This is a genomic window from Anaerocolumna cellulosilytica (genome assembly GCF_014218335.1).
GTDB classification, from domain to species: Bacteria; Bacillota; Clostridia; order Lachnospirales; family Lachnospiraceae; genus Anaerocolumna; species Anaerocolumna cellulosilytica.
On the sequence record NZ_AP023367.1, the window covers coordinates 2201815 to 2227054 of the forward strand.

Annotated in this window: 15 protein-coding genes; all 15 read left to right on the forward strand. The window is 38.6% G+C overall.

Annotated elements, in window-relative coordinates; translation table 11 throughout:
• Positions 1 to 68: 68 nt before the first annotated feature.
• The 15 genes from acsn021_RS09195 to opp4C all read left to right on the forward strand — a co-directional run bounded on the left by acsn021_RS09195 (position 69) and on the right by opp4C (position 25232).
• Positions 69 to 1775, forward strand: a complete 1707-nt coding sequence (locus acsn021_RS09195) for a molecular chaperone HscC (RefSeq protein ID WP_184091180.1) — start codon at positions 69 to 71, stop codon at positions 1773 to 1775.
• A gap of 148 nt (positions 1776 to 1923) precedes the next feature.
• On the forward strand, positions 1924 to 2919 hold the full coding sequence (locus tag acsn021_RS09200) for a leucine-rich repeat domain-containing protein (protein WP_184091179.1): 996 nt from the start codon (positions 1924 to 1926) through the stop codon (positions 2917 to 2919).
• Between the two features lie 136 nt (positions 2920 to 3055).
• Complete coding sequence (locus acsn021_RS09205; RefSeq protein ID WP_184091178.1) at positions 3056 to 4390, forward strand: vWA domain-containing protein; 1335 nt, start codon at positions 3056 to 3058, stop codon at positions 4388 to 4390.
• 239 nt (positions 4391 to 4629) lie between these two features.
• Entirely contained in the window at positions 4630 to 6147 is a 1518-nt protein-coding gene (locus acsn021_RS09210) for an ATP-binding protein (protein ID WP_184091177.1), read from the forward strand.
• A 203-nt stretch (positions 6148 to 6350) separates the two neighbouring features.
• The gene (locus tag acsn021_RS09215; RefSeq protein WP_184091176.1) at positions 6351 to 7508 is read left to right on the forward strand and encodes an exonuclease SbcCD subunit D; all 1158 of its coding nucleotides are present in this window, start codon (positions 6351 to 6353) and stop codon (positions 7506 to 7508) included.
• 1 nt (position 7509) lies between these two features.
• Entirely contained in the window at positions 7510 to 10650 is a 3141-nt protein-coding gene (locus tag acsn021_RS09220; RefSeq protein WP_184091175.1) for an AAA family ATPase, read from the forward strand.
• A gap of 295 nt (positions 10651 to 10945) precedes the next feature.
• Positions 10946 to 12061, forward strand: a complete 1116-nt coding sequence (locus acsn021_RS09225; RefSeq protein ID WP_330601731.1) for an ATP-binding protein — start codon at positions 10946 to 10948, stop codon at positions 12059 to 12061.
• Positions 12022 to 14418, forward strand: coding sequence for a DUF5682 family protein (locus tag acsn021_RS09230; protein ID WP_184091173.1), 2397 nt, complete (start codon positions 12022 to 12024; stop codon positions 14416 to 14418). Before acsn021_RS09225 ends, acsn021_RS09230 begins: the two co-directional genes overlap by 40 nt.
• Positions 14419 to 14454: 36 nt before the next feature.
• Positions 14455 to 15588 (forward strand): VWA domain-containing protein, encoded by a 1134-nt coding sequence (locus acsn021_RS09235; protein WP_330601730.1) that lies wholly within the window; start codon positions 14455 to 14457, stop codon positions 15586 to 15588.
• Positions 15585 to 17261, forward strand: a complete 1677-nt coding sequence (locus acsn021_RS09240; protein WP_184091171.1) for an SWIM zinc finger family protein — start codon at positions 15585 to 15587, stop codon at positions 17259 to 17261. Before acsn021_RS09235 ends, acsn021_RS09240 begins: the two co-directional genes overlap by 4 nt.
• Positions 17262 to 17382: 121 nt before the next feature.
• The gene (locus acsn021_RS09245) at positions 17383 to 17709 is read left to right on the forward strand and encodes a hypothetical protein (protein ID WP_184091170.1); all 327 of its coding nucleotides are present in this window, start codon (positions 17383 to 17385) and stop codon (positions 17707 to 17709) included.
• A 146-nt stretch (positions 17710 to 17855) separates the two neighbouring features.
• Positions 17856 to 21371: a DUF4132 domain-containing protein gene (locus acsn021_RS09250; RefSeq protein ID WP_184091169.1), complete on the forward strand. Its 3516-nt coding sequence runs from the start codon at positions 17856 to 17858 to the stop codon at positions 21369 to 21371.
• Between the two features lie 272 nt (positions 21372 to 21643).
• On the forward strand, positions 21644 to 23350 hold the full coding sequence (locus acsn021_RS09255) for an ABC transporter substrate-binding protein (RefSeq protein WP_184091168.1): 1707 nt from the start codon (positions 21644 to 21646) through the stop codon (positions 23348 to 23350).
• A 26-nt stretch (positions 23351 to 23376) separates the two neighbouring features.
• On the forward strand, positions 23377 to 24339 hold the full coding sequence (locus acsn021_RS09260; RefSeq protein ID WP_184091167.1) for an ABC transporter permease: 963 nt from the start codon (positions 23377 to 23379) through the stop codon (positions 24337 to 24339).
• A gap of 20 nt (positions 24340 to 24359) precedes the next feature.
• On the forward strand, positions 24360 to 25232 hold the full coding sequence (gene opp4C, locus acsn021_RS09265; protein ID WP_184091166.1) for an oligopeptide ABC transporter permease: 873 nt from the start codon (positions 24360 to 24362) through the stop codon (positions 25230 to 25232).
• Positions 25233 to 25240: the final 8 nt, after the last annotated feature.

Sequence of the window (25240 nt, forward strand, 5' to 3'; positions counted from 1 at the left end):
GTAATAAAGAAAGGAATGCAGCACATACGAAGGGATGTCAATGCGGACTGCGCTGCAAGGATATTGCTATGATAATAGGTATTGATTTGGGAACTACGAATAGTTTGGCTGCTTATTTCACGGAAGAAGGCCCTAAGATAATCCCGGGGCGTCTTAACAATCATCTGATACCTTCCGTAGTAAGTATAGATGAAGATAATCATTTGTATATAGGTGAGACGGCAAAAGAAAGAGGCGTTATCTATCCGGAAAGTACCGCATCGGTTTTTAAAAGAAGTATGGGAACAAATAAATTGTTTCAACTTGGCGGTAATGAATATTCCGCAGAGGATTTATCGTCGTTTATTTTAAAAGCGTTAAAAGAAAATGCAGAGGAGTACCTGGGAGAGACAGTAGAAGAAGCGGTAATAAGTGTGCCGGCTTATTTTAATGATTCACAAAGAAAAGCTACAAAGAAAGCTGGGGAACTGGCCGGCTTAAAAGTCGAAAGAATAATCAGTGAACCAACTGCGGCAGCGATCTCTTATGGGCTCTACCAGAAAAATTTGAATACAAAAATTCTCGTATTTGACCTCGGTGGTGGAACCTTTGATGTATCCATCCTTGAATTATACCATAATATATTAGAGGTAAGAGCCGTTGCCGGTGACAATTTTCTGGGAGGGGAAGACTTTACACAGATATTAGTGGACATGTTTCTTAAAAAACATGGTCTGAATATAGCAGATATGGATAGCAAAACCCTCTCTCATATTAAAAAGCAGGCTGAACATTGTAAAAAGGGCTTTTCTGAGCAGAAAAGTTCTTTGTTGCAGTGTAATATTAAGAACGAGTTGCTGGAATGTGCCATCGACATCAATGAATATGAAAAAGAATGCGAAAAATTATTAGAGAGAATCCGAAAGCCTATAAAGAGAAGTTTAGCAGATGCTAATTTTAAGTTGTCTGAAATTGATGAAATCGTATTAGTCGGAGGGGCGACCAAGCTGCCTATTATACGTCGTTTCGTAGGAAAACTTTTTGGCAGGGTTCCGGATACCAGCATAAATCCTGATGAAGCCGTAGCGCTTGGAGCAGCAATTCAAGGTGCTATGAAAGAAAGAAAGGATGCAATCAAAGAAGTAATTCTGACAGATGTATGCCCGTTTACATTAGGCACGGAGATAGTAGTGGAAAGAGAGAATCAGAGGATGGAAGCAGGACATTTTTGTCCAATTATTGAAAGGAATACCGTAATTCCTGCCAGCCGTACCGAACGTCTTTACACAGTATATGAAAACCAGAACAAAATCCGTATTAATGTTTTACAGGGAGAGAGCCGCTTCGCAATGAATAATTTATCTTTGGGAGAGCTGTTGATAGAGGTGCCAAAGGGGCCGGCCGGTAAAGAAGCAGTTGATGTAACTTATACTTATGACATTAATTCATTGCTGGAGGTTGAGGTTACAACCGTGTCTACCGGTGAAAAGGTGCGTCAGATAATAAAAAATAAGAATAACCACATGACCGATGAACAAATCGAAGAAAGAATGAAAGAGCTTAGCTATTTAAAGATTCCGCCAAGAGAACAGGAGGAGAATAAGCTATTATTATTCCGAAGTGAGCGTATGTACGAAGAAAGTGTGGGGGATACCAGAAGAAGGATTGAGCATCACGTTCATCAATTTGAAAATGCCCTTCAAAAGCAAGATCCCAATATTATTAAAGCGGCAAGGGCTGCCTTTAAAGAAGCACTAGATGCCATAGAGGAAGACCAGCGTCTGGGTTTTGATTAGGTAGAGACAATTAAGGAACAATTAACTGAAATAATTGAATTAGTCAAAATAACTAAAAAGAATTCCAATGCGGTACAAGTTACCCTTATGTTGGTCTTCCGAATCAGAAAAAAAGTTTCTCAATTACCGAAAGAAAGAAGGAGCAGCTTTGGACCAGGAATCAGTGACACTTGAATTACATATACAATATCTTAGGGAAAAAGATTTCATCACCCTCCTTGCCTGCAAAGGTTACGGTACAAAGGTAGTTATACCCTCAAGTATAAAAGGTTGTCCTATCAAAAGAATTGGCCCGTATGCATTTTCAGACCAGGAGAGAAGCCTATCCCTGGTGTCTAAGCAAGAGGATATAAAATGTGTGATAATAGAAGGGATTAAGGTACCCGGCGGCAAAGAAGATTACATCTGCGGCAGCCGCCTAGAGGAAATAACACTCCCGTCTTCTATTGAAGTAATTGACCGTTATGCCTTTTATAACTGTAAGGAACTGCTGCGGATTAATCTTCCGGGAGGAAGAATCCGGATTGAAAATGGGGCTTTTATGAATTGTGATACGCTTAGAGAAGTATATGTAAAAGCCCTGCCGGAAGAAGCCTCCGGAGTGAGAGGTATTCTGACGGAACGAAACAGTGAGCTATATATTACCTTTAAAGAGGAAGGAGTAACCGGAAGGTTTCTTTTCCCGGAATTTTATGAAGATGCGATTGAAAATACACCGGCACGAATTTTTAAATATATGATATACGGTGCCGGTTACCGCTATCGGCAGTGTTTTGAAGAGGAGAGACTGGATATAGCCGGTTATGACGCTGTATTTTCTTCAGCAGAAATACAGACATTGCATGAGACTGCATTGGATATTGCATTTTTACGACTTACTTATCCCTATCGGTTAAAGGATGTTATGAAACAGCAATACATAGAATTCATTGAATGTCACATGGATATGGCTCTAAGACGCACGATTGCCAGAGAAAACACCAAAGAACTTATGTTCTTAACAACGCTTGGCTTAATAACAGAAGGTCAGTATAAGGAGGCACAGGAGCTGGCAGTAAGTACAGGAAAAAAGGAATGTGCAGGTATTCTGTTAAAGGAACGACTGTTTTATTTTCCACCAACTGAAAAGGAATATGAGTTGTGAAATAATAGGCAGTACCCTATCAGTAAACAGATATGGTATGCAATGGGAGCAGTGTGAAATAAAAGGCAAATTTCACACCCTGATTTAAAGGCAGTACCCTATCAGTAAACTGATATGGTATGCAATGGGAGCTGGTATGAATGACAATAAACATATACAATTAAATAAAATAAGTGAGGCAATTTTAATTGAGTCCAGAACGGAATTGAGTTTATACATGCGTTATCTAAATCTTCCCCTTAGCAGTTTGAATTATGAAAATAAAAGCGGCACAAAGCTTATGGGCACTGACGGACTAAGGCTGTATTATAACCCGGAAGTGCTCATTTCTTGTTTTCAAGCAAATCCAGTTCTGGTGAACCGGATGTATCTTCATACAGTACTACACTGTATCTTCCGCCATCTGTTCAAACCCCATAGAGAACACAAAGAAATCTGGGATTTAGCATGTGATATCGCCATGGAGTACATCATTGATGGTTTGAATTATCGCACGGTAAGGTATCCGTCTTCCAGATTCCGGCTAGTATTTTATGAAAACTTAAAAAACAAATTTAAGGTACCCACAGCAGAAAAAATTTATGGATTACTATTAGATCTTGAAATGGCTCCCTTGGAACAAGAACAGTTAGAAGCAGAATTTCGAAGGGATGACCATTCCATGTGGCCGAATTCAGATAATACAAAAAAACATCAGATGGAGCAATTGGAGCGGAAGTGGAAGGACATCAGTGAGAAGATGCAGACCCAGATGGAGACGTTTGCCAGAGAAGAGGCAGAAAATGCCCAAACTTTAAGCGAAGAAATCAGGGTTGAAAATCGAAAAAGGTATGATTACCGAAGTTTTCTGAAAAAATTTGCAGTTGTCCGGGAAGAGCCGGTACTGGATATCGATTCTTATGATACCGTTCTATATACCTATGGACTTAGTCTTTACGGCAATATGCCTCTAATTGAGCCTCAGGAGACAAAAGAGACGAAGAAAATAGAAGAAATGGTTATTGCAATCGATACTTCTCTGTCCTGTTCCGGCGAACTGGTTAAGGGATTCTTAGAACAGACCTATACAATATTAAAAGAAACAGAAAGCTATTTTCGAACGCTTAATATACATATTGTACAATGTGATGATAGAATTCAAAGTGACAAAAAAATTTCCTCACAGGAAGAGTTAAAAGAATACATGGATAACTTTGAGTTAATCGGCAACGGTGGTACGGATTTTCGCCCGGTATTTGCTTATGTAAATGAATTGATGCAAAATAAGGCTGTCAAAAATCTAAGAGGACTTATCTACTTTACCGATGGACAGGGTATTTTTCCAACAGCAAGGCCTGCTTTTGATACGGCGTTTGTTTTTTTGCGGGAAGCTTATGAAGAGGCAATTGTGCCTTCCTGGGCAATAAAACTGATTATTGAGGAAGAAGATATTTTGCCGCAGAAAAACTGTGAAGATGGGGGAATAGGTTAAGAAACGTAAAACATTTTTTTAGCATCTTGATTTTTATGTGTGTAAGTGCAGATAACACTAGAGCATACAGATGGGAGTTATGTTGAAAAAACGAAAAACATTTTTTCAACATATTGATTTGTATGTACGCTGGGCGCACAGATGGAGTTTAGGTTGAAAAAAGAACATTTTCAACCTTTCTATTTAGGCCTGTTCAATTTTTGAATAGGTCGTCAAAAATTGAAAGGCATAGGTGTAATATGAATATAAAACGAGCAAAAGAAGAGATTAAAAATACCGTTTTGGCATATCTGGCAAAAGATGAGTACGGGAATTACTATATACCTTACTTAAGGCAAAGACCGGTCTTATTGATGGGGCCTCCGGGAGTAGGAAAGACCCAGATAATGGAGCAGATAGCCGGAGAATGTAAGGTGGCTCTGGTGTCATATACTATTACCCATCATACCAGGCAAAGTGCAGTTGGCCTTCCCTTTATACAAAAGAAGATGTACAACGGAAAGGAGTGTTCGGTTACTGAATACACCATGAGTGAAATCGTAGCCTCTATCTATGATAAGATAGAGTTATCCGGCTTAAAGGAAGGAATCCTATTTATTGACGAGATTAATTGTGTATCAGAAACACTGGCACCAACCATGCTTCAATTTCTTCAATATAAATCCTTTGGAAATAGGAGAATACCGGAAGGCTGGGTTATCATTACCGCCGGAAATCCACCGGAATATAATCGCTCCGTCAGAGAGTTTGATACTGTAACATTAGACAGGGTAAGAAGAATAAGTGTAGAACCGGAATTTTCTGTATGGAAAGAATATGCGTATAAGCAGGGGATTCATGGTACAATTATATCCTATCTGGATATTCGAGGTGAGAATTTTTACCGTATTGAAACAACGCCGGACGGCACCTTTTTTGCAACGGCAAGGGGGTGGGAGGATTTATCGGAAGTATTACATGTCAGTGAAAAGCTTTCTATTCCTGTTACAGAAGACTTAGTTATTCAGTATATTCAGTATAATACCATTGCCAGAGACTTTACCAATTACTATGAATTATATAACAAATACAAAGAGGTATATACCATTGAGGAGATTCTAAAGGGAAATATTTCTCAGAATTCTATCGGTAAATTGAAACGGGCACCATTTGATGAAAAACTGAATGTCATCGGGCTATTGCTTTCAGGTCTTACGGATCTATTTAAAGAAGTCTTCTTAACAGACAGTTTTGTGGACATCTTGTTTTCTTACCTTAAGGAATGGAAACAGCAATTATATAGTATAGAAACGGTATCACCCTACGAGTTGTTAACCGGGCTTACATTGGATGAGGAGAAGAGACTGAACCTAAAAATAGAAAGTGGCCAGGCAGATAAAGTCACAGTCACTTTATCCAACCGGATTAGAAGCACATTAAAAGAATATGCAACTGCATTATGGGAAAAACAGGGAGATACCATTGAAAAGGCTGACAGTGCTTTCACCCTTGTTAAGTCACTCTTTGACAGAGAACCTGTAAGACGGAAAGAAGCGATACAAAAAGGTATGGCTGCTCTGGAATATGTATTTGAATTTATGGAGACTGTTTTCGGAGAGGGGCAGGAGATGGTTATTTTTGTAACAGAGCTTACGGTTAATTTTTACAGTTCCAAGTTTATCGGTGAGTATGGCAGTGAAAAGTATCAAAAATACAACCGAAGCCTATTGTTTGAAGAAAGACATAAGGATATTATGGAAGAAATAAAAAAACTGTAATGGCAGTGGTACTGCACACCAAATAGTTCCTTCTAAAGGATTAGAGATCCAGAGAAAAATCGCATGAATCAATCATAGTGAAGCGGTTAATCCACCAGTTTACTTATTACAATAAAAAAGGAAATATGCTATAATCATAGTAAATCTAAAGAATCAGTAGTTTTATTAAAGATTTAATGAAAGAAAGATTTAAGGAGATTGCTATGAAGTTTTTACATATATCAGATTTACATATTGGAAAACGCGTTAACGAATTTAGTATGCTGGAGGATCAAAGATATATACTCAATCAGATACTTGATATAATTGATTTGGAAAAGCCGGAGGGCATATTAATTGCCGGAGATGTCTATGATAAAAGTATGCCCTCCGTGGAAGCAGTGCAGCTTCTGGATGAATTCTTAACAAAACTGCTTGCTAAGAATAAACCGGTTTTTATGATAAGCGGTAATCACGATTCACCGGAGCGTCTTGGTTTTGGAAGCCAGATTGTTAAGGATAAAGGATTACATATTGCAGGAAGATTTAAAGGCAGCTTATTGCAAGAAACCTTAACAGATGAATATGGCAGGGTTAATATCTATCTGCTTCCTTTCGTAAAGCCGGCAATGGTCAGGCCTTATTTTGAAAAGGATATAGAAAGCTATGAAGAGGCGGTAGAAACAATTATTGCGTCAGAAGATATGAATCCTTTGGAAAGAAACATACTCATCGCGCATCAATTTGTTACCAGCGGACAAAAGCAGCCGGAGCGTTGTGACTCTGAAAGTATCTCTCTTGGCGGACTTGACAATGTAGATATTAATTGCTTTCAGGCTTTTGATTATGTAGCGCTTGGACATCTACATGGGCCTCAGAGAATTGGAAGAGATACCATTCGGTACGCCGGCTCCCCTCTAAAGTATTCCTTTTCAGAGGCAAGGCAGCGAAAATCGGTGACTATCCTTAACGTAAAAGAGAAAGGGGAAATAGAGATTAAACTACTTCCTCTAAAGCCGTTACGTGATATGAGAGAAATAAAAGGGCCAATGGGAGCATTGATAAAAGCCGGACAAATGGAGAAGGAGGGGGCACTTGATTATATTCATGCAACCTTAACGGATGAAGAAGATATTTATGATGCAGTGGGACAGTTAAGGCAGGTATATCCGAATTTAATGAGTTTGGATTTTGAAAACAGCAGAAGCAGTCCTGGTATTCTGGAATTTGCGGCTGCCGATTCCGAAGTCTTTGTAAGAAAAAGCCCCCTTTATCTATTCACAGAATTCTATGAGGCACAAAATAATTCTGATTTAACTGAGGAACAGGAGCAGATTATGAGAGAGGTTCTTGAAAAAGACAGAGGGGAGGGAGAATTGTAAGATGCGCCCCATATACTTAATCATGAATGCGTTCGGACCTTATGGATCAAAAATTGAGGTTAACTTTGAAGTCTTGAAAGGTCAAGGATTGTTTTTAATAACAGGAGACACCGGAGCCGGTAAAACCACAATATTTGATGCCATTGCTTTTGCCTTATTCGGAGAAGCCAGTGGTTCTATCAGAGGTGCGGATACCTTTCGAAGTGACTTTGCGGAAGGGACAAGCAAAACGTTTGTTGAATATACCTTTGAACAGAAAGGAAAACGATATGTTATTAATCGGAATCCGCGATATATAAGACCAAAGAAAAACGGTGAAGGTAATACCACGGAAAATGCAGAAGCTGTACTGACCCTTCCTAACGGGGAAGTTATTACCGGCTATAAGGAGGTTAGTAACCAGGTGGTGGATTTGCTGGGTATTACTTCAAAGCAATTTAAACAGATTGCCATGATTGCACAGGGCGAATTCCTGCAATTACTCCTTGCTGACAGTAAAGAAAGAGGAGAGGTCTTTCGCAGGGTCTTTAACACAGAACTGTATCAAAATGTACAGCGTACACTAAAGAATAAGGAATTAGAAGCGAAGAAAAGTTGCGAAAATAGTGAACGGAGTATATTACAATATATAAGCGGTATTCATTGTCCTCCCGGTGATGTGGGAGATGAGTTAAAGGAAAAAATAGCCACTGCAACCATTCATAGTGCTTTAGATATTTTAGATGAATTACAGAAGCTTATTCTAGAGGATGCAAAAGAAGAAAAGTCACTAAAAAGCCGGTTAGAGGAATTGAATCTAAGGATAGAGGAGCAGGTAAACCTAATCCTTCGCGGAAAGAGTATAAATAAGATATTTTCAGACTTAACGACAGTGAATCAAAAACTGGAAGAACTGTTAAAGGATTCTAAAAGCATGGAATTTAAAGAAACGCAGGTAAAAGCTGCAGAAACTGCAAGACATCAGGTTATGTTTCTTGAAGAAAACGCAAAAAAAGAGAAAGAGTCTGAAAATAAAATACGCCTTGCTATAGAACAACGTAAGGAGGAGGTAGAAAGGTTAACCGAGGAATATAAAAAAGTTTCTGCGGAATACAAAAAACAACTGGATAAGGAACCGGAGCGGGAACAACTGTTGCATGTAATAAATCGGCTGCAAAGCCAATTACCTCAGTACCGGATGGTAAGTGAACAAAAGCAAAATATCTCTAAGTTATCGGAAGAAATTAAGCTGCTTACTGAAAAATTCTCCAATCTACAGAAACAGAAGGAGGAGCATGAGAAAAGGAAAAAGGTATTAAAAGAAGAACTGGAGGGGCTTAAGGATACAGAGGTTTTACTAATAGCCAAGCAGCAGGAGCGGGACAATTTAGAGTACAGGGAACAGGGGCTGAAACAAGTCTATGCAAGGGAAAAAGAATCTGTTAGGTTAAAAGAGCATTCTATGGAGATGGTTAACCGGTATAAGGAATTAGAGACAGAGTATACCGGATTAAGTGCAGATTATCTGCATAAGGAAACCGCTTTTTTTAGAGAACAGGCAGGCATTATAGCAAAAAACCTTACAGAAGGGGAAGCTTGTCCGGTATGCGGTTCAACCATTCATCCCCATAAGGCGGTTTTATCCCATGATGCACCCAGTGAGACTCTACTTATCAGTTCAAAAAAAGAAGTGGAGAAAAAACGTTCCATGCTGCATAAGGCAGGGGAAGAAATAGCCGTCAATCAGAAAGAACAGGATAAAAATGAAGAGGTTTTAAGGGAAAAATGGGCGGAATATTTACCAAATCAAGTTTTTGTAAATGAGCATACAAAAAGAGTGAATAGCATTATAGAAGCCTTTACTAGCTGTAAAAAATGCAAAGAAGAAACCGAAGCTGCCTGTCAGGAATTATCACAGAAAAAAGAGAGAAAAACGGCTTGTCTGGAACTGTTAGAAGCCTCTGAAAGAGCTTTGCAGGACGCAAGTACCCTGGAGGCTGTTGTAGAAAAAAAGCGTACCCATCTGGTTACAGAATTAGCAGCTATGGAGGGGGCTTATGAGAATACCAAAAAAGACTTGGAATATACCGAAGAAGAGGCCAGACAAAAGTTAAATACTTGGGATAAAGAACTTGCTTGTTTAAAGAACGCATTAAAGGATATGGAGGATACGTATCATAAACTAGGACAGGAACTTAAAACAAAAGAAGCTTTGCTAGAGAATCAAAATACAGAGAAAGATGAGTTAGTTAAGCGGAAGGAAGAAGCACTTAAGCTTTATCAGGAAAAAAGGATAGCCTGTGGATTTTTAACGGAAGAGGATTATCAGAATGCTAAAATACCGGAAGATGAGATAAAAAGCTTAAAAGAAAGTATTGACCGCTACCAGGATGTACTAAGGACAGTAAGGCAGGAAAGCCAAAGACTTACTAAGGAAACAGCGGGATTAAACTTACAGGATATTGCCAAACTAGAAGAGAAGAAAGTAGAATTAGAGGATGAAAAAAAGAAGATAAATGGGGCTATCGAGGTGGTTACCACCAGACTGGGTATGAATGTGTCTGTGGCAGAACATCTTAAAAAAGCAGTGAACGCGGTTGAGACCTTACAGAAGGAATATTTATTACTAAGCAGGTTGTCAAAAACAGCCAACGGAGAGCTTGCCGGCAAGCAAAAAATTGCCTTTGAACAGTATGTACAAACCTTCTACTTCAAACAAATCTTATCAGAAGCCAATAAAAGATTAAAGATAATGACAAACAACCGATTTGAGTTATTTTGCAGAGAAGAAGGGATGGATTTACGTTCCCAATCAGGTCTTGAAATTGATGTATTGGACCACTATACCGGAAAGCAGCGCCCTGTAAAATCCTTGTCAGGGGGAGAAGCTTTTAAAGCCTCCTTAAGTATGGCACTGGGCTTGTCAGATGTGATTCAGCGCTATGCCGGTGGAGTAGAAATGAATACTCTTTTTATCGATGAAGGCTTTGGTGCCCTTGATTCAGAATCCTTGGAGCAAGCAATACAAACGCTTCAAAGCCTTGCAGACAAAAACCGCCTTGTAGGAATTATATCCCACGTCACTGAATTAAAGGAACGAATTGACCGTCAGATTAAGATAGAAAAAAACAGTATGGGAAGTATCATACAGATGCAGGTTTAAGCGTTCAATTCATATATAAAGTTTAAGGAATTAAAATATTTTTCTATAAATTCAAAAAAAGATTCACTAAAAGAGTGCTGTAGCGATATGGCACTCTTTTACATTATACATAGGATTTAATAAAGGCCTATATATTCGTTCTCATACATTTTAACTATTGCCGAAAATTAGCATAAATTGTATAATGAAAGGATATAAGTTACAGCGTATTTCTTTAATTTTTATATAGAAAGGTTCTTCAAAGATAGTATTTGCAATTGTCTAATAGCATTAGAATAGAAAGGAATAAAATAAAGTGAGTACAGAACATATGATAAAACCTCCCGTAGAGGTACAATACGAAGAAGAACTACTGGCATTGCAGGAGAATGATACTGCAAAAAAACCTGCTAACTGGAAATTATCTCCCCAGGCAGTCAGAACTTTTATACTAGGCAGTAAAAAGCCTCTGATTTATAAGGAAAAAGAATACACCATTGAGAAAAAGTATCTCGGAAATGATGCACTGGTTGAGAGGTGTATTGTTACACTGGCTGGAAACCGCGGACTAATGTTAGTAGGGGAACCGGGAACTGCAAAGACTATGTTGTCGGAACTTCTCTCAGCCGCTATCAGCGGAGTCAGTACCAATACTATTCAGGGAACAGCAGGAACTACAGAGGATATGATAAAATATTCCTGGAATTACGCCTTGCTACTAGCAAAAGGTCCGGTTCGGGAAGCACTGGTGCCATCTCCCCTCTATGTCGGCATGGAGAATGGGATTATAACAAGATTCGAAGAAATAACCAGAACACCAGCAGAAATACAGGACAGCTTAATCAGTGTCCTAAGTGATAAGGTATTAAATGTACCGGAATTAAAAGAAGAAGGTTTCTTATTTGCAAAACAGGGATTTAATGTAATCAGTACTGCTAACACAAGGGATAAAGGCGTTAATGAAATGAGCAGTGCGTTAAAGCGAAGATTTAACTTCGAGACAGTAATACCAATTCGTGAAGCAGCACTGGAAAAACAGATTATTATAAATGAAGTAAATAAGCTTGCAAAAGAGAACCAGCTGGAGCTGACTGTAAAAGAAGACGTGGCGGAACTTTTAGCCTCTACCTATCATGAACTGCGGGAAGGAATATCAAGTCTCGGACATCAAATCGACAAACCGGCAGCAGTTATGAGCACAGCTGAAGCAGTATCGGTTTATTACCAAACCCTGATGGCAGGATATTATTATGGTGACGGAACCATAAGTATTGAAGGACTGGTACAAAATCTACTGGGTGCCGTAGCAAAAGAAAGCAGGGAAGACCTTGAGAAGGTGAAAGGGTATTTTAACACGGTAATCAGGGATAAGGCTGCAAAAGAAGGTGGAATATGGACGAAATATTACGAAGCCAGGAAATGGCTGAGATAGATGAAGTATTAAAAGAAGCATTTTCTTATGAAAATCCGGTACTCTATTTTCCAATCAGACATCACAGCCCTGCCTGTGCCTTTCATCTGAAAAAAGTTATAAAAGAATATGAACCGGAGTGCATTCTCATTGAAGGACCGTCAGGAGCCAATGAATTGTTAGATTTGATGGCACATGAAGAAACCTGTACTCCCTTTGCCGTCTATTACTCCTACCGAGACAGCAAGGGATATATTAATAATGAGAAGGAAGATTATAAGTGCTATTATCCCTATCTTGATTACTCTCCGGAGCTTGTTGCAGTCAGAGAAGGAATAAAACATAAACTGGCAGTAGAATTTATAGATCTTCCGTATAGTGAAATCTTAATTGCTTCAACGGAGGGCAAGGGCTTATTAAAAAAGGCGGAAAAAAACAACTACAATGACGATTACCTCCTATCCAGAAATAATTATATAGAGGAATTACTTAGAAAAGCAGATATCCGAAGTTTTGACGAATTCTGGGAAAAATATTTTGAGATGAATGCTATGGCAGAGGATACCAAAACCTATGTCAGGCATATGTTGGCATACTGTGTACTTTCAAGGCTTCATTCCAGTGAAGAAGAGTTAGCGGCAGAAGGCTGTTTTAGCAGAGAAGCCTATATGGCCTATAAAATTTTTGAAAAAGAGAAGATTTATAAAAAGATTCTGGTAGTAACCGGAGGATTTCACACCCCAGGTCTGATAAAATTAAGGCAGGACACAGAGAAAGAAAAAGACAGTGTTAAATTACACTCCATGGATAAGGACATGGAGGGGGTTTATCTGATGCCATATTCTATGGAAGCTTGCGACAGTTTAAATGGATATTCCAGTGGTATGCCATATCCGGGTTTTTACCAGGACATATATAAAGAATATGAAAAACAGAATGAGAAGGCATATGAGGAAACGATATTAAAATATATTGTTTCTGCCGGCAAGGAAGCCAGGAAAAAAGAAGGATATATATCCTCCTATGATGAAATCTGTGCATATTCCATGGTTCAGGGGCTTGCCCTGCTGAGGGGGAAAACAGCACCGGGTGTGTACGATTTAATGGATAGCATTTTATCTTCTTTCATTAAGGGGGAATACAACCTATCCACTAACGGACCGATACGAATAGTAAAGAAGCAGTTAACGGGAAGCAGCATTGGCCGCCTGTGCAAAGATGCCAAGGTACCGCCTTTAGTACAACATTTTGAATCCCTGTGTAAAAAGTACCGCTTAAATATCCGTTCCACGTTGTCTAGTGAGATTACCCTTGCTATCTTTTCTACGGAAAGGCATCGTAGAGTCAGTGAATTCTTTTATCAGATGGAATTTCTGAATACACAGTTTGGAAGGAAAGTAAAAGGACCTGATTTGCGGATGAAAAGGGATAGGAATCTTATGCGGGAAACCTGGAAATATAAATGGAGCAGTCAGGTAGTCGCTGCTCTAATCGATATGTCCGTGTATGGAGGTACATTATTAGAAGCCTGTACGACGATTGCTTTTCGCCGCATACAAGAGGATATAAACAGCAAGGAGGGAACACTACTACTTACCAGAATGTATGAAATGGGCATGACAGAACAGCTTCCCAAGCTTTTATACCATTTAGAGGGCGTATTAAAGAAGGATAGTGATTTCTTCTCACTAGTTGAAGCAATGTCAAATTTTCTGATGTTAGAGGAACTTAACAGTCTGTATCTAACAAGATTTGATTTTAAAGATTTAATACAGACTGCCTATGAAAAGATACTGCACTTATTACCCTTTATGGCAAGTCTTAAGGAGGAGGATTTGCCCTCCTCCATGACAGCTTTAAAGACTATGTATCAACTATTGCAGCGTAAGGAATATGAAGAGAATAAAGAGGTGTTTTATGAAGCGCTTATTACTCTTTTAAAACAGGATAATCTTCAGACGGGACTAGAAGGCTGTATTCGTGGAATTCTTTATGGCAGCGGGCACTGTACATTTTCGGATATAGAAAAGGTTTGTTATGGATACATGTCAGGTACTCATGAAAAATTATTGTCAGGTGCTAAGTTATTCCGCGGACTTTTTTTTACAGCAAGAGATTTGGTTTTTGTTGGGAGCAGCTTCATAAAAATGATGGATGAATTTATAGGAAGCGTTACCGGTGAAGATTTTATGTTGCTGTTGCCGGAGCTTCGAATTGCTTTTAGTTATTTTACTCCAAGGGAAATTGATGAAATTGCAAATAAAGTTGCCATGTATCACGGAAGAGAAGGTAAAGACATTGCTATAATGGCAGAAATCTCACCTCTGACCTACGAATATGGAAAAGCGTTAAATGAGATGGTATTACAAAAGATGTAGTTGTTAAGCTAAAGGAATGCAGGTAGTGGAAAGGGCGTGGCTATTTATATGAAAGAAGATATCGAAAAATTGAATAAATGGCGCTTACTCCTAGGAAAGTATGCAAAGGAGCGAATCTCTTTTAAAGAGAACGGCCTTACCTATATGAATATGGAAGAAGTACTAGACTATTTATATTCCAGAGAATATACAGAGGAGTCCGGAGTCCGCAAGGAAGGAGGGCTTGGAGAATCTAATCTGACTATAACAGACTGGTTAAGTAAGATACGAAAGCTGTTTCCAAAGGAAACCATAGAAATCATGGAACGTCATGCACTGGAGAATTACGGTATGTCAGAGCTTTTAACGGATAAAGAAGTTCTGGAAAGATTAGAACCCAACAAGGAACTGCTTAAAACAATACTTCAGTTAAAATCCATGATGAAAGGTGAGGTACTGGATACAGCAAGAAGAATTGTGAAAAAAGTAGCAGAAGATTTAATAAGTCAGCTAGAGCAAGAATTAAAGCAAACGTTACTTGGGAAGTTAGATAAAACAACCTCGAGTCATATGCCTTCCATAAGAAATTTAGATATCAGGAAGACGATATTTAAAAATCTAAAAAACTATGATATAAAGGAACAACAACTGTTCCTTAGCCGGGTTTATTTTAATTCCAGAGTAAAACGTTACAATACCTGGCGGATTATTATAGCAGTGGACGAAAGTGGCTCCATGTTGGATTCCGTCATACATAGTGCTGTTATGGCAAGTATTTTTGCCAAATTGCCAATGCTTGATACAAGGCTGGTGATTTTTGACACAAATGTGGTGGATTTAAGCGGATATGTTAATGACCCTTTAGAAACGCTCATGCGTGTACAACTTGGAGGCGGAACCAATATAGCGGGTGCCTTAAAATACTGTGAGGATCTGATTGAAAACCCACATCGGACAATGGTGGTATTGGTATCTGATTTGTTTGAAGGCGGTGGCTATCATAATCTATATCAAGTGAGCATGGATATTATTGAGACAGGTGCTAAACTTTTTGTACTGACTGCACTGGATATAGAAGCCAATCCCAATTATGACAGAAATGCGGCTGCTCGGTTAGCATCAATGGGTGCCATGGTGGCTGCTCTGACGCCTGAAAAGCTGGCGGACTGGATAGGGAAGGTGATAGGATGAGTAATTGGCAGCAAATATTACAGCCTATCGATGAGGAATACCTAATAGGCTTAACTAATAAGGGAATTGTAAAAAGAGCCTCCAAAGATTTAGAGCAGGCAGCTTGTACTCTAAAAGAGGAGGGAGACAAGCTGGTCGTTCAGGTAGACGAAGCCCTCTGCACACTGGAGGAGCTCATAGGAGACAGCAAATGTAGCTGTCCCTCCAGAAGTATATGTAAGCACATAGTTATAGCGGTTTTGTATGCGAAAGATAAACTACAAAGAGAAGAGAAAACAGGAAGAGAAGAAAAAACAGAAACAGATAACGCATTGTTTCCTTCGATTTTAGAATATCCATTACCAAAATTAAAGGCAGTACTTGGAGATAAAAAGTACCAGAATTTCTGCAATAGGGTAAAACAGGGAATTTATCCGGTTATTAAGACAGGTACTACTGTGACAGTAGAATTTAAAGACGCAGACATAAAAGTCCGTTTACTGAACCCGATAGAGCATTCATCCTGCTCCTGTCACAAGAAAGATCTCTGCCAGCATAAAGCAGAAGCAATTTTATATTTTCAATTAAAAGAAGGAAAAGTAACGCTACCAGACTTGGAAAAAGAGACCTTAGATAGCAGGGATATTGATCTTAACGGGATGAAGCAGTTAGCCGGTTACATACAGGAGTTGCTGACGCAACAGATAGTTACTGGATTAGCAAGAAGTTCTCCGTCTATTACTGATACCCTTGAGAGGACTGCTATACTGTGTCATAACGGGAATCTTGCCGAATTTGAACGAAAATTAAGAGAGCTGAAGGAAGAATATGAACATTATTTTAACAGATCTGCGTCCTTTTGTGCAGATTCACTACTCCATAAAATATGTCAATTGTACCGGATGTCAAAGCGATTGTTATTAACAGAAGATAAGCTGGAAGCTGCTTCCCTTGCCGGAGAATTCCGGGTGGAATATTTACCGGCAGGAACCCTTACCTTACTTGGAATGGGTCAAAGGCAGTTTCACAGCAAAACCGGCTATGAAGGAGAAACTTATTATTTTCTGGAGGAAACTACCCAGGAGTGGTATACCTATACCAATGCCAGACCCGTTTATTATGATACAAAGAACAGAGCAGGTCAAGGGGAGAAAGGGCGAGCACCTTGGCAGCTCTTATGCAGCCTTGAGGAATTATCCGAAGGCAGAATAATGCTATATAACGGGAAGGCGTCCTTAGAACATAGACTTTCAGCAACTACGGAAGCTAAAGCAGAGTATTTTGGCAGGGCAGACATAGACCTGAAGAATTATAAGAAGCAATACTACGAAGATTTCCTTAAGCTGTATGAGGAGCGGATTAAGAATTCTTGGTTAAAAGAAGAACAAGGTACCAATGAAAATCTGAATCAATTGGAACAGATGGTGCTTATAAAGCCTGCAAGTATAAAAAATGCTGTATTTGATGCCATAAGACAGCAGTATTCTATGGAGCTTTATGATACTGCTAACCGTATGATACTCCTGCAAATAGCCTATTCTAAAAAAGAAAATTATACGATTCGATTTTTAGAAAGGCTTGCCAGAAGAATAGAAAAAGGTGTAGTAGAGGTACCATGTTTCTTTGGCATCCTATATAAAGAAGAGGGAAAATTAAAGCTTTATCCCATTCATTATTTTAATGAACCTGCATAGTAGACGTTTGCGAAACAATTATTTTGTGGAATGGAATCAGTCAAAATAATCAAAAGCGGGTTCTAAACAAGAAGTTTCGCAATTACCTAGTACCTACATAGAAAGGAAAGGGAGCTTCGTAATGGAAGGCAGTGAAGAATTAACGGAAGTAGTAACCAATACCAGAAAACTTTTTACAGAATTATTTACCAGTGGTTTTCTCTCCATACATGACAGCACTTTGGAGGCTTTAAAAAGAACTGCCGACATATGCAGTCAATGTGGCCTTACCTTTGGAGGAGAAAAGCTTATGGAGCTTTGGGTAGAAATAAGAGGATTAAGACATCAGCTTAATCAGGATTTTTCAAAGACTATGGAATTATATTGTACACTGGAAAAATACTTTGTACTTTGTCAAAATAAATTGGAATTAGATAGTGTGCAATTATATGGAAATTTCACACCCTAATTTGTGGCAATGCTGAATCTTAAAGTAGATTTGGTATGTAATAGGAGCTAGTATGAGAAAAACCATGTAACTACCAAAGTTGAAAAAAAAGAAAGGAAGCCGGTGGGCAATATCACAGGTAAACTTGTGATAGGTAGTGTGAAAATATGAGAAATCAGGAAGAACTTCAATTAGAGAAGATGCTGGATGGACTTAGGGAATTGGATTTGACCAGAGAACAGCTTTTACAGGCAGAGGAATATTTACTGGAAGGAAAGGAGGAGTTGCTGGCAGACTTTCCAAAGGAATATTTATCAGAGCTTACCCAACAGCAGAAGGAAAAAATTGATAAGATATTTAGCGATTTACTTTCAAAAAACCGATTAAAGGAGGCTGCCGGTTTATTCCAGATATTGTATAAGATAGGTGGTTCCACTATTGCCAAAGTATTTCCTACAAGACGGATTTATTATAATATTAAAAACAATGAATTTGTAAAGCATATAGGGGTCGAGCAAACAATTACTATCTTTGCCAGTATGGTAGCAAATGAAGAATATTTATTAAAGAAAGAAGCAGTGAACACAATATTAGAGCTGGCTGACCAGAAAAAAGAAAGAATTATGCAGGCAATTGATACTTGGTATAATAACTATGTCAATGGAAAGCTGTTGCTCTATTCTGCATACTTTACACGGATGATTCCGGAATTTATTGATGAAGAGGGAAAACTGGGGGATAGAAAGGAAATAGAAGAAAGTGCCCCAGAGTTTCAGAAGTATTTTGAAAACTTTGAAGAACTAATTTTAAAGAATATAGATGTATTGCTTTCTATCAGCGAAGAGGAGCAGAAGGTTATCTTAGATTATATCAGTTTGAAAAAGGGAAACGACGGAGAAGAAGCTGTTCTAGAGCTATTCAGAAAGCATACCCCTAGTAAATTTATGCTCAGGCTTTTAATTGGCTGCGGAAGTGCAATCACAGACTATTCAGACCAATTAAAAAGACTGGTCCAGTTATGCTGTTATAGTAACTTGTCACATACGATGGAGGCAATATATGTTTTTGTCAGGCCAAGATTAAGAGAGAAGCTTGCTAAGAGCTGCGCAGAGGACTATAGCCTTGACCGTGTAGAATATATACTCTGGTGTGGTGCGGCTGGTTTTAAAGAAGGTTTGTTGCAGGAAGTAAAATCTGAAACGAAAGCGTACATAAGTGCTTTAAAAAGGGCCTCTCTGGAAGTATATCCGGTACTGCTTCAGGTATTAAAAGAGAATGAGCCTATTGCTTATGCTGATTTCAATAAGGAGAATGTTGCCGAACTCCAAAGAAAGATTTCTGACAGTATAGTACCAAAACAAAATGCAAGACAGGTAGTATCCGATTATCTAAACGGCAATGAAAAGATTGAAACTTTATATGCTGTAGAAAAAGCCATACGGGATGAGGGGCTTTATTACAACCAGACTGGACAATATCTTAAAATGTATCATGCATTCAATGGCGAAGATGCTTTTTTCAACCGTTGTATGTGTTACATGGCTTTCGTAGAAAATGGTTACATCTTCCCTTACTTGTTTAATCTTAAAGGAAATGATGAAAAAATAGACAGCCAAAAGCTATTTCAAGCATGGGAGGCGGAACTTACCATTGCTTATCAGCTAAGAGGAGTAGAAGCAATTTATGATACAGCCTATTCTGAGAATGATAAAATAGCAATTGTCCGTACGGTGCTTCCTCTATTTCTTGATTACTTAACAAAGAAGCAGGAGGAAATGCTGACAGCCTTTTTTCAGGCAGGTGCCATAGGCAGATATATGGGTGTCCGTACCCTTAGCGTAAAAGCAGAGCAATATAAGGAATCCTTACTTCTATATTTTGGTGACAATTCAAAATTAGTAAGAGATGCGTTGGTCAGACTGGTGGTAAAAAATGAAAGCTGGGAAGAAGACGTTCTAAAGAAATTGGAATCTAAAAAGGCAGCGGACCGAGAAACTGCTTTACAGATACTAAAAAAGTGGAATAAAGAGTATGTTGCAGTAATTACGAAGAGCCTAGAAAAGGAAAAAAGCAAGAAATTGGCGGATATGATGAAAGCAATGCTCTCCATTGAAGAATCCAATGAAGTTGCAGAAGTACTTTCGGAACAGGATTATATCAAAGAAATACATAAGGGTGGCAAAAAGAGAAGCCTTCAATGGGCTTATGACACACCCTTTTGTGAGGTACATAAAACAGATGGTTCTCTTGTGGGCGAAGAATACATGCAGGCTATCCTTTTAAGCTATTCCGGCATGATGAATGTAGGAGTAAATAAAGAAGTATTATTACTTACGAATTCTCTTAACAAGGAGGAATTGGCTTTCTATGTCAATGAGTTATTTGATAAATGGCTGGAGTCCGGTGCCGAGGCTAAGAAAAAATGGGTACTGTATGCAGCGGCAATCCACGGAGGCACCGATATTGTAAATAAATTAAATCTGCATATTAACGAGTGGCCAAAGCATTCGAGAGGTGCTATTGCAGCAGAAGCAGTAAAAGCCCTGGCGCTAAATGATTCACCAACAGCCTTACTAATCGTTGATGGTATATCAAGAAAATTCAAGTTTAAGCAGATAAAAACGGCTGCGTCAGAAGCACTTACCTTTGCAGCAGAACAACTAGGAATTACAAATGAGGAACTAGCAGATAGAATCGTTCCGGATTTGGGATTTAATGAGAAGCTTCAGAGAATATTTGACTATGGTGACCGTAAATTTACGGTATACATTACGCCATCCCTTGCTATAGAAATATTCGATGAAAACGAAAAAAAGATAAAAAATCTGCCTGCACCCGGAAAAAAAGACGACACGATAAAAGCATCGGCAGCTTTGGAAGAATATAAACAAATGAAAAAGCAGATGAAAACAACTGTAAACAATCAGAAGCTTCGACTGGAAGCGGCTCTATCTGTGGAAAGAAAGTGGGATATTACTTCCTGGAAAGGATTATTTGTTAAAAACCCCATTATGCATCAGTTTGCTATAGGGCTTATCTGGGGAATATATGAGGCGGGTGTGTTAAAAGATACCTTCCGTTACATGGAGGACGGAAGTTTTAATACAGAAGTAGAGGAAGAGTATGAATTGCAGGAAGCGGGGGTCATCGGACTAGTTCATCCCATTGAGCTGTCAGAAGATAGCTTAGCCAGATGGGAAGAACAGCTTGCCGATTACGAGATTGTTCAACCGATTGAACAGTTAAAACGAAAGATATATCCTATTACCGAGGCGGAAAAGGACAAAAAATATCTGGAACGTTTTGGAGGGAGAATATTAAACGGATTATCTTTATCTGGAAAACTTTTTGATATGGGCTGGTACAGAGGTTCTGTTCAGGATGCAGGAGGTTTCTACACCTTTTACCGAGAGGATATCGCTCTTGATTTAGGGGTGGAGTTACATTTTTCAGGTTCTTTTGTTGGGTATGACAGCGGCGAGGATATAACTATGTATGAAGCTAGGTTTTATAAAGCCGGAACAATAAAACGAGGCAGTTATATTTATGATGAAGTAAAAGATGAGGCAGCCATACCTTTAAGTAGTGTGCCTGCAAGGTATTTTAGTGAAATTGTCTACCAGTTAGAAAAGGCTACAGCTTCCAGTAAAGAAATAAATGAGAATTGGAGAGATAAGAGATAGTAATTAATCGGTGTCAAGGAGATGGAAACCTTAAAAGGGGAGTCTCTTTGGCACCTATTTTATTACAATCCTTGTAGATAGGGACTTGCTGTCAATATATCCTAAAAAATAATATGCGAAATTATCTTGACAATACAGCATTTGTAGTGTATAGTAACTGCAAAGCATAGCAATCATATATGTAATATATAAGTGGTATGTAAGGTATGACAAGACAAATAGCTACGAACAAGTAAATTACTTGATAAGTAAGGACAGAATGGAGAGAATTTATGAAAAAAAGATGGATTTCTTTGGCTTTAGCTTCACTATTCGTTATAACTGCACTGACAGCTTGTGCAAAAACAAACAATACAGGCAGTACAAATAATACCGGAGGAACTACCACGCAGCCTGCTGGCCAGACAGATACCGGCAACGCCTCAGGAGAGGGGAAGGAGAAAATACTTAGATTAGGTAATATCAGTTCTCCTACCGGTAAATTTAATCCCTTATATGCCAATGATGATTATACGGCATATATTAATAACTTAATTTTTCAAAGTCTAGTTACTGTAGACGCAAATGCTAACCTTCAACCAGGTCTGGCAGAAAAGTGGGAAGTATCCGAAGATTCCAAAACCATTACTTTTCATTTATTTCAGAATATCAAATGGACCGACGGAGAACCTTTTACAGCAGAAGATGTTCAGTTTACTTTGGAATTTATGTCAGATAAAAACTATACCGGTTTAAATTCAACTTATGTACAGCAGATAGTCGGTTTTGATGAGGTACATAACCAAACCGCAGAGCATTTGTCCGGTATTAATGTCATTGATGAATATACGATTGCTATTACAACAAAAGAAGTGTATGCTTCCTTTTATGAGAAAATTGGTCGTGGTGTTGGGATTATAGCAAAACATGTATGGGAAGGCGTTCCTTTAGCAGAAGTGGAACAAAGAACTGAATTATTGCAAAATCCTATCGGAACGGGACCATTTAAGTTACAGGAATATAAAGCGGATCAGTATACAACGTTAGTTAAGAATCCTGATTATTATGAAGGAACCCCAAAGATTGATAAGATTATTATCCAGGTGGTAAATCCGGATACTGCACAGGCACAGCTGTTAAATAATGAGCTTGATATGATTCGTGTTGAATCTCTGAATCCAGACGATATCAAGATTTATGAAGACGCAGGATTTGAAGTAAAAAGTAATCTGTTAAATGCGTATCAACACATGGTAATAAATTTTAATGATCCTATCTTATCCAATAAGGACTTCAGACAGGCAATGGCTTATGCCATTAACAGAGAAGGTATTGTAGCCTCCTTATTATACGGGTATGGAAATGTAGCGAATACGATTTATACAAAGGAATTCTTTGCCTATCCCGGAGATGATGCCATTAATGATTATGCATACAATCCTGAAAAGGCAATTGAAATATTATCAACAAAAGCGGGTTACGAATATAAGGACGGGACTCTGTACAAAGACGGTAATCCAGTAAAATTAACATTAATTTATCCTTCCGGTAATAAAGCAAGAGAAGGTGCGGCAACTGTTATACAACAGAATTTCAAAGAAATCGGAATTGACTTAAAGCTTGAGTTAGTAGAATTTGCAACACTTACTTCAATCTTACAGGAAAGAAAAGACGATAACTTCCAGCTGGCGTTATTAGGAAACGGCTTTGGTGCAGACGCTGATGTTGCTCAGAATGTGGGAACCGGTGGAAGCAATAACCATTCCCAGTACTCTAATACTAAAGTAGATGAACTATTGGTAGAAGGTCTTACCTCATTGGATAACGACACACGAGCTCCAATCTATAAAGAAATTGCTACTATTTTAAATGATGAATTACCTGTAATCTATTTATACAATTGGGAACGTTTCACTATAGTAAACCCTAAGGTTAAGAATGTAAATGTTACCACCTATTCCTTCTATGAAGGCGTAGAAACCTGGGATATTGTAGAATAAGAAACAGAAAGGCAGGACTCCTCTGCATGAAACAATATATTATTAAACGACTGCTTGTATTGATTCCCGTATTTATTGGAATATCAATCATCATATTTGCTTTAATTCATTCTGCTCCGGGAGATCCATATGCCTATATGGTAGAGTCCGGTCTGCCTATAGAGGAAAAGGAAATACAACTTCAAAAGATAGGGTATTACGATTCTTTACCTATAAAATATATTAAGTGGGTTGGAAATGTCTTTCAAGGTAATTTAGGCTATTCCATCCGTTACGCCGAGCCGGTTGCAACAGTAATCGGCAGGCGTATCGGCAACACCGCACTTTTATCCATAACCTCATTGGTGGTCAGTTCTATATTATCCATATTCTTAGGGATTATAGCTGCGGTTAAGAAAAAGACAGTCACAGATTATATAATATCTGTGTTATCCTTAATTGGTATATCCCTTCCAACTTTCTTTCTGGCTCTGGGACTGATTAAGATATTATCAATTGATTTGAATGTCCTGCCGGTGTCTGGAATTGAGACTACCGGTGCTAATTACACCGGATGGAAAAGGGCAGTAGATATTTTTAAGCATATGTTTCTCCCGTTTTTGGTTATCACTTGTACCCAGACGGCTTCCATGGTTCGTTATACCCGCTCTGCCATGTTAGAAGTATTAGGGCAGGATTATATTAGGACGGCAAGAGCAAAAGGTCTGGCAGGCAGGGTGGTTATCAATCTCCATGCCTTTCGAAATACTTTAATACCGATTACTACTTTAATCGCAATGTCTTTAGGAAATCTCTTGTCTGGTACTGTATTGATTGAAACAGTCTTTGTATGGCCGGGTATGGGAAATTTACTCTATCAGGCAGTCAGCAACAGAGACTATCCATTAATTGTATCGGGAACTTTATTTTTATCCATATGTACTCTATTGGCGAATCTGTTGGCGGATATACTCTACGGAATTATTGATCCGAGAATCCGCTATAACTAAAACATAAGAGGTATTAAAGCATGGCAGAAAAGAAACAACAAGAAAATGGTACCTCCCTTTTTAAGGTTGGTATGAAGCGCCTTAAAAAAGATAAATTGGCTGTATTCGGTTTAACTGTAATAATTATCTTTACCCTGGCAGCAATTTTTGCTCCCTTTATTGCTAAGTATGACCCGGCCGTCCAGGATTTATTAAATACGTACCAGCCACCTTCAAAGGAGCATTGGTTAGGTACGGACGAACTGGGAAGGGATGTATTTACGAGGCTTTTATATGGGGGAAGGGTATCTTTAAGCGTTGGGTTGATATCAACTGGAATATCCGCCTTATTCGGAGTTTTTTTAGGTGCGGCCGCCGGATATTTTGGTAAGGCCGTTGATGGTATTATTATGAGAATTACGGATATCTTTATGTGTTTTCCCTTTTATGTAATAGCCATAACGGTTGCGGCTATCTGGGGTTCTGGTATCTGGAATATCATGCTCATATCCGGATTTCTTAATTGGACGAATATTTGCCGTATTGTGAGAGCAGAAGTTCTTTCTCTTAGACAGAGAGAATATATTGAAGCAGCAAAAGCCTTGGGGATGAATGATTTTGAAATTATATTAAAGCATATTCTTCCTAATACCTTTGCACTTGTTATTGTATATTCTACACTTGGTATTGCAAAAGGAATTTTATCAGAAGCGGGTCTTAGTTATCTTGGACTTGGTGTTACACCCCCACAAGCAAGTTGGGGTAATATGCTTGCTGCGGCACAAAGCCTTAGGACATTAAGCCTGTACTGGTGGTTATGGATACCGGCCGGAACGGCAGTTTTTATCACCATATTATCCATTAATTTCTTCGGAGATGGATTAAGGGATGCGTTTGATGCAAAGATGAACTAAGGAGGCAG